A 7,822-nucleotide genomic window follows, 5' to 3' on the forward strand; every position below is an offset into this window, starting at 1 on the left:
GCGCAGATCGGGGCCGGCGGCCGAGCGGGGCGCGCGGCCGGTGTCGAGTGTTCCTCCAGGCGTGGCGAGGGTGAGGCCGAGGACCATCTCGTCGAAGCGGCCGTAGCCGGCGGAGGCCTGGCCGCTGGAGCGGGTCGCGGCGAAGCCGCCGATGGTGGCCCACTCGTAGGACTGCGGGAAGTGGCCGAGGGTGAAGCCGTGTTCGGCCAGAAGCGCCTCGGCCTCGGGTGCGCGCAGACCGGCCTGCAGGGTGGCGGTCCGGGAGACGGGGTCGAGGTCGAGCAGGCGATTCAGGTGCCGCAGGTCCAGGGCGACGAAGGGCGCCTTGCCGGTGGGGGCGAGGCCTCCGACGACGGAGGTGCCGCCGCCGAACGGGACGAGGGCGAGGCGGTGTTCGGCGCAGACGCGGAGCACGGCGAGCACCTCGTCATGGCTCTGCGGGAGGGCTACGGCCGCCGGGGCGTCGGCGGTGTCACCGGCACGCAGGCGCAGCAGGTCCGGCGTGGACTTGCCGCGCGTGTGCCGGACGCGGCTCTCGGTGTCGGTGCGAACGTCCTCCGCCCGATCGCCGAGTGCGGTGTGCAGCGCACGGAGGGCGGCGCCCTCAAGGGCGGGCGGGGAGATCTCGATCTCCTCCAGCCGGGCTGAAGCCGTGGGCTGCGGCTTGACGCCGAGCCAGTCGCGCAGCAGCCCGGTCACGGTGCCGGGCAGCGGCGTCGCCCTGGCCGGGTCTCCCCAGCCGTTCCACAGCATCTCCATGCCTGTCGTCCTCACCGGTCGTCGGGGTTGCCGCTGGAGCGGCGTCGGGCGTTACACTGTTACACATGACGCCTAATCGTCACAACAGCTCGGCCCAGCCGAACTCCGCCGACAACGACGTGGTGCTCGACGCCGTCCACGACTGCGTTCTCGCCGTCGGGGTCCGCCGGACGACCATGACCGACGTGGCCCGTCGCGCGGGCCTTTCACGGATGACGCTCTACCGCCGCTGGCCCGACGTCCGCTCCCTCGTCGGCGATCTCATGACGCGCGAGTGGATCGCCGTGGCGACCGGGTCCATGCCCGAGAGCCGTCCGGAGCCGGGCACGCGCCCGCCGCTGATCGACGGCCTGGTCGCGGGGGTCGAGGCGTTCCGAGCCCACCCGCTCTTCCAGAAGATCGTCGACGTGGACCCCGAACTGCTTCTGCCCTACGTACTGGACCGGCGCGGCGCGAGCCAGGAAGCCCTGCTGGAGCTGCTCGCCGGCGCGCTGCGCGAGGGACACGCCGACGGGTCGGTGCGCGAGGCTCCGGCCGCACGCCAGGCCCGGACCGTGCTGCTGATCCTCCAGTCCTTCGCCCTGTCCCTGCGCACCATGACCGACGAGGACGACCCCGAGCTCACCACCGCGGCGTTCCTCGCCGAACTGCGCACCGTTCTGGAGAGGACCCTCACCCCATGAGCCAGACCGCCGTCCCGGCCACCGGGGCCTCCCTGTCCGCGGCCCGGCGCGCCCGCGAGCTGACCGAAGCGACCGACGGCCGGGTGGTGGACGTGCTGGTCGTGGGTCTCGGCGCGACCGGCGCCGGAGCGGCCCTCGACGCCGCCGCCCGCGGTCTCGATGTCGTCGCCGTCGACGCCCACGACCTTGCGTTCGGCACCTCACGCTGGAGCTCCAAGCTCGTCCACGGCGGGCTGCGCTACCTGGCCTCGGCGCAGTTCGACGTCGCCCACGAGAGCGCGGTCGAACGCGGCGTGCTGATGGAGCGTACGGCGCCCCATCTGGTGCGTGCCCAGCCGTTCGTCCTGCCCCTGACCGGACTCGTCTCGCGCGGCCAGGCCGCGTTGGCCTGGGCGGGCTTCCGGGCCGGTGACGCCCTGCGGCTGTCGGCCCGTACGGCGCGGGCCACCCTGCCCGCCCCGCGTCGGCTGTCGCCTGTCGAGACCCGGCACCTGGCCCCGGCACTGCGGCCCGGCGGGCTGCGGGGCGGTCTGCTGTCCTGGGACGGAAGGCTCACCGACGACGCCCGTCTGGTGACCGCCCTCGCCCGCACGGCCGCCGCGCACGACGCCCGCGTGCTGACCCGTGTCCGGGCCCTGGAACTCACCGCGTCCGGCGCCCGCGTACGGGACGAACTCACCGGAGAGGAGGGCGAGATCCGGGCCCGTGCGGTGATCAACGCGTCCGGCGTGTGGGCCGGGGACCTCGTGGACGGCATCCGGATCCGGCCCTCCCGCGGCACCCACCTCGTCCTGCGCTCGGAGCACATCGGCCCGCTCCCCGCCGGCCTGCACATCCCCATCCCCGGCGAGACCAACCGCTTCGTCCTCGTCCTGCCCCAGGACGACGGCCGGATCTACGTCGGACTCACCGACGAACCCCTCGACGGACCCGTCCCCGACGTCCCCGACGTGCCCGAGACCGACATCGGTTTCCTGCTCGACGTCCTCGGATCCGTACTCGACGTCCCCGTCCGCCGCGGCGACATCGCCGGCGCGTTCGCCGGCCTGCGCCCCCTGCTGGACACGAGCGGGACGGCCCAGTCCGGCGCCACCTCGCGCACGGCCGACATCTCCCGCCGGCACGCGGTGCTGACCTCATCGGACGGCGTGGTCAGCGTGGTCGGCGGCAAGCTCACCACATACCGCCGCATGGCCGAGGACGCCGTGAACGCCGCGGTCGACGCACGTGGCCTGGCCGCCGGCCCCTCACCCACCGCCACGCTCCCGCTGATGGGCGCCGCCGCCCCCCGGACACTCGCCGCGCTGCGCGCGCCCCGCCGCCTCGTCCAGCGCTACGGCATCGAGGCACCGGCGGTGTACGCCCTGGCCGTGCGGGACCCGCGGCTGGGCGAACCCGTCGTCCCGGGCCATCCCGTCACCGGCGCCGAAGTGCTGTGGGCACTGCGGCACGAGGGCGCCTTGGACGAGTCCGACCTGCTCGACCGGCGCACGCGCATCGGACTGGTCCCGGCGGACCGGACCGAGGCGCTGGCTGCCGTACGCGGGCTGATGGGAGAAACGGAATCATCCCGGTCACCCCTCGCGTGAGGCCGCCGAGGGGGGAACGGCGGATGCCTGGACGCAGGCGAGTGGCTCCACTCTCACCCGCACCGGGTGAAGCCGCCCGTTCCCTGCCGTGGGCACGCTGAAGAGGACGCCGAGCCGAACCGTTCGAAAGGATCCTCTCCCCCCCATCGACCCCTGAGCAGCGAAACAGAGGCGCAAGATGACCGCCACACACACCCAACCGTCACACAGGGCGAGGGACGAATGGGCCACCGGGCTGACCGCCTTCGCGGCCGTGATGCTCTTCCTGGTCGGGCTGCTCGACATCTTCCGAGGCATCATGGCCATCGCCGAGGACGACATCTTCGTCACGACCCGCAACTACGTCTTCGAGTACGACCTGAGCGGCTGGGGCTGGATCCACCTCGCCCTCGGCGCGATCGCCGTGGTCGTCAGCGTGGGACTGCTCAAGACGGCGATGTGGGCCCGCATCACCGGCGTCGCCATCGCCGGACTCGTCATCATCGCCAACTTCCTCTCCCTGCCGCAGTACCCGGTCTGGTCGCTCGTGATGATCGCGCTGTCGGGCTTCATCATCTGGGCCCTGTGCGTCGTGCCGCGCGACAACCTCCTTGAGCCGTCCGAGGAAGGTTCATGGCGCGAACGCGACGACGCGTACCGTCCTACGCCCTCCCCCCGGCCTCCTCGCTGAGGGCCCCGGGGCGACCTTCGGGGAGACCCGGTCCGCCGTGCGCCCGGGCAGGAACGCTGGGATGCTGAGGGTGGAAGCGCTGCCCATGACGTGGCCCTGACCCGACAGGGGTGATGAGCGCCGTGTCGGACATCCCCGCGCGTGCTCAAAGATCTGCCGTTCCCGTCGCTCCGCCGCTGTCTCACAGCGATCCCCTGGGCGATCCGTTCCTGCGCACCCGGTTCGCCCTCCCCGCGAGGCCCCACTCACACCTGCGGCGGCAGCGGCTCGTCGACCACCTCGACCAGGCCTTCAGGACGCCGCTGACTCTGCTCAACGGCCCGGCCGGAGCCGGCAAGACCCTGCTGGCCGCCGAGTGGGCCTCCCACCTGAGCCCGCCGGTCGCCTGGCTCTCCTTCGACGGCGGAGACCATCGCCCCGGGTTGTTCTGGGCCTACGTTCTGCAGGCCCTGCGCGCCTGCGGTGCCCCGCCGTCCGAAGCGGTCGGGACACCCGTCAACGCCTCCAGGGTGAGCCGCAGGCTCCTGTCGACACTCGCCTGCGAGCTGAACGGCCGCGACCGGCCTGTGCTCCTCGTGCTCGACGGGTACGACCGCGTGACCGACCCGAAGGTCGCGGAGCAGCTGGAGTTCGTCCTGCACCACGCCGGCCGGGGGCTGCATCTCGTCCTGGCCACCCGCACCGACCCCGTGCTCCCGTTGCACCGATACCGGGCGGTCGGCGAACTGACGGAGATCCGCTCCGCCGAACTGGCCTTCACTCCCGAAGAGGCCGCCGCACTGCTGGAACTGCATGGTGTGAACGTTCCGCTCCAGGCGGCGCGGAACCTCGTCGACCGCACCCGGGGCTGGGCCGCCGGGCTGAGCCTGTCCGCCCTGGCCGCCAGGGAGAGTTCCGACCCCGAGCTCTATCTGAAGGAGTTCGAAGCGGACCGCAGCACGGTCGCGGACTTCCTGCTGGCCGAGGTCCTCAAGGGGCAGACGCGGGAGACACAGGACCTCCTGCTGCGCGTGAGTGTCCTGGACCGCTTCTGTCCCGATCTGGCCAACGCGCTGACTCACCGAATCGACGCCGAGCCCCTCCTCGCCGGCCTGCACCGCGAGAACGCGTTCGTCGAACGGCTCGGGCACTCGTGGTACCAGCTCCACCCGTTGTTCAGGGAGATACTGCGGGCACATCTGCGCGTCCGCCTGCCCGGGCTGGAGCCCGAACTCCACAGACGGGCCGCCCGGTGGTTGCGTCGTCACGGCCACCTGCCGGAGACACTCGCCCACAGCGCAGCCGCGGACGACTGGGACCTCGCCGCCGGTGCCCTCGTGGACGACCTCGCGATCGGACGGCTCTTCACCGGCCCCAACTCGGACGACCTGGCGCAGTTGTTCTCCCACATGGGGCCCGAGGCGAAAAGCCCGGCCACGGACCTCGTGCGCGCCGCCCACGACCTGTCCCACCACGACCTCGATCACGGTCTGGCGAGCCTGCGCCACGCCGAGGAGCGGCTCGCCGACGACGACCGTGACCTTGCGGCCGCCCGGTTGAGCTGTGCGCTGCTGGAAGCCCTGGCCGCCCGGCTGAACGGATGTCCCCCGCAGGTGGAGAAGGCCGCCGAATCGGCCGCCGAACTGCGGCAGGAGGTACCGGCTCACCTTCTGGACAAGCATCCCGAACTCACCGCCCTCCTGCTGACCCATGTGGGCTCGACACTCCTGTGGGCCGGGCGTTTCGAGGACGCGCGCGCCGTCCTGGACACCGTGGCCGACGCTCCCGGCGGACCGTCCACCGAGGCGCCCCGGGAGGAGGCGATGGGACACCTGGCCCTGCTCGACTACCTCAACGGCTGGCCCGGCCGGGCGGAGCGCAGGGCACTGGCAGCGGTGTCCGCGACGGATCGCCCTGGCCCGCCCCGGACGACCGGCTCCGGGATCGGACGGCTGGTCCTGGCCGCCGTGGCCGTCGACCGGGATGAACTGGACCGGGCCCAGGCCCTCCTCGACCAAACCGCCGACCTCCCCTCCGGAACGCGTGATCCAGTGATGGCGGCGGGGCAGGCCCTCGCCGCGGCCCGCCTCCTGATGGCCAGGGGAAAGATGCGAGCCGCCGTCGAGGCGGCGGACCCGGCCGTCCCCGCCTCCGTGACCTCGCCGTGGGCGACAAGCCATGAAGCACTCGTCACCTCGGCCGCCCACCTGGCCGGGGGACGGCCGGACAGAGCCGCCGAGGTACTCCGGGCGGTCTCCGGTGACCAGCCCGTGTGCGCCGTGGAGGCTGCGTCGATCCAACTCGCCGCACGACGTACCGGGGCGGCACTCGACCTGCTCGACAGCATCCACGCCGAGGAACACACCGGCCCGGCGGTGAGTGTCAGGGCAGCGCTGGTGAGGGCTCGGGCCGCCGACGTGGCGGGAGAGACGGCGACCGTCCGCAAGCTCCTGACACAGGCGCTCCTCGACGCCCGGCGCGAGCGGCTGCGGCGTCCGTTCCTGGACGCCGGAGCATGGATCCGGCCCCACATGGCCACGGCGCCGCTGCACGATCTGGCGGCGGGCTGGCTCACGCTCGCTCCGGCTCTGCCCCGCGGGCGGCCGGGACCACCGTCGCCCCCTCTCCCGCTCGTGGTGGTGGAGCTGAGCGCGCGCGAGCACGACGTACTGGAGCGCGTGGCCCGGATGATGTCGACGGAGGAGATCGCCGCCGACCTCTGCCTGTCGGTGAACACGGTGAAGACCCACCTCAAGAGCGTCTACCGGAAGCTGGCGGTGAACCGGCGCGGCGAAGCGGTGCGCCGGGCCCGCGACCTCCGGATGCTGTGAGGACGCGCCGGTGCGAGAGCCCGGCGTGAGACCTCTCCCCCTTCGTGGGTGAGGATGGCGGCGCGCACTTCGGATGCGATGAGAGCAGCCGGCGAGGCGTGCGCCGGTCCATGTTTGGGACTCCGCGGCCGTACCGGGCCGACTCGGCGAGGTGGACACCGTGAAACGCCGACGGGCTTTGATCATCCTTGGTGCGGCCCAGTTCCTGATGGTCCTGGACACCTCCGTCATGAACGTGTCCATCAGCCGGCCGGTCGAGGACTTCGACACGGAGGTCACCGCCATCCAGGCGGTCATCACGCTGTACGCGCTGGTCATGGCCGCCTTCATGATCATTGGCGGCAGGCTCGGGGACATCGTGGGGCGCCGCCGCATGTTCCTTCTCGGGATGGTCGTCCACGGCGTCGGGTCGGCCATCACGGCTCTGGCACCCACCCTGTGGGTTCTCACACTGGGCTGGTCCGTCGTCGAGGGGCTCGGCGCCGCCATGGTGCTCCCGGCCATGGCCGCCCTCGTCGCGGAGTCCTACCGGGGAGGCGACCGGGCCGTCGCCTACGCGGTCATCGGCGGGCTCGCCGGTGCCGGGATCGCGGTCGGCCCCCTGCTGGGCGGCTGGGTGACGACCTACCTGACCTGGCGACTCGTCTTCGCCGGTGAGGTCGTGGTGGTCGCGGCCGTACTGCTGTGCCGCCGGATGATCGTGACGCCCGCTCCGAGCGGGGCCGCGCCCCCGGCTGGACGGGGTCGGTGCGGTCCTCTCCGCGGCCGGACTCGGGCTGGGCGTACTCGGCGTGCTGCAGAGCAGCACATGGGGATGGGCGCAGCCCCGCAACCCGCCCTTCACCGTCCTCGGCTTCGCTCCGACTCTGTTCGTCGTCGGCGCCGGGGCGGCCCTCCTGGCCGCCTTCCGGTGGTGGGAACGGCGGCGAGACGACGAGAACGCCGATCCGCTTGTGCACCTGTCCCTGCTGCGCGGCGACCGGGTCGACACTCTGAGGCCACAGGGGGCCACTCATGTCCAGGACCACACCCGCCCCGGCCGACCGCGGCAAGCGCCGGGCGGAGCGCCGGGCCCGCGCGGACTACACGGGCGGCGTCTACGGTTCGATGCTCGCGGCCTCCGTGGTGATCGGCGCCGGTTCCCTGGGCTCGTTCCCCCGGGCCGAGCTGGTCCTGCTGCTGCTCCTCACCGGAGTGGTGTTCTGGATCGCGCACGTCCATGACCGGCTTACCTCTCCGAGAACCGCGCAGCGCGCGTCCCCGGCGACTTCACGGCCCGACGGCTGCCCACCGATCACGGCGGCATCGTCC

Annotated in this window: 5 protein-coding genes and 2 pseudogenes; 6 read left to right on the forward strand and 1 reads right to left on the reverse strand. The window is 72.6% G+C overall.

The features are described from left to right. The coding region (locus ABZ281_RS28425) for an FAD-dependent oxidoreductase (protein ID WP_356659973.1) at positions 1-759 on the reverse strand (759 nt) is incomplete at its 3' end. Positions 760-824: 65 nt separating this feature from the next. Between ABZ281_RS28425 and ABZ281_RS28430 the strand changes: the two genes are divergently transcribed. From ABZ281_RS28430 to ABZ281_RS28455, 6 genes and pseudogenes are all read left to right on the forward strand, one after another. Further along, positions 825-1,442 (forward strand): helix-turn-helix domain-containing protein, encoded by a 618-nt coding sequence (locus ABZ281_RS28430; protein WP_356659975.1) that lies wholly within the window; start codon positions 825-827, stop codon positions 1,440-1,442. Further along, the gene (locus tag ABZ281_RS28435; RefSeq protein ID WP_356659977.1) at positions 1,439-3,031 is read left to right on the forward strand and encodes a glycerol-3-phosphate dehydrogenase/oxidase; all 1,593 of its coding nucleotides are present in this window, start codon (positions 1,439-1,441) and stop codon (positions 3,029-3,031) included. The genes ABZ281_RS28430 and ABZ281_RS28435 overlap by 4 nt, the downstream gene beginning before the upstream one ends. 178 nt (positions 3,032-3,209) lie before the next feature. Next, positions 3,210-3,701: a hypothetical protein gene (locus tag ABZ281_RS28440; RefSeq protein ID WP_356659979.1), complete on the forward strand. Its 492-nt coding sequence runs from the start codon at positions 3,210-3,212 to the stop codon at positions 3,699-3,701. A 113-nt stretch (positions 3,702-3,814) separates the two neighbouring features. Then, positions 3,815-6,511 carry a LuxR C-terminal-related transcriptional regulator gene (locus ABZ281_RS28445; RefSeq protein WP_356659981.1) on the forward strand — a complete coding sequence of 899 codons (2,697 nt, stop codon included), beginning with the start codon at positions 3,815-3,817 and terminating at the stop codon, positions 6,509-6,511. A 160-nt stretch (positions 6,512-6,671) separates the two neighbouring features. Beyond that, positions 6,672-7,482 (forward strand): annotated as a pseudogene (locus ABZ281_RS28450) (MFS transporter); the annotation flags it as partial. A gap of 43 nt (positions 7,483-7,525) precedes the next feature. Further along, a pseudogene (locus ABZ281_RS28455) lies at positions 7,526-7,822 on the forward strand (hypothetical protein); the annotation flags it as partial.

It is taken from the genome of Streptomyces sp. NPDC006265 (assembly GCF_040613555.1).
Lineage (GTDB): Bacteria > Actinomycetota > Actinomycetes > Streptomycetales > Streptomycetaceae > Streptomyces.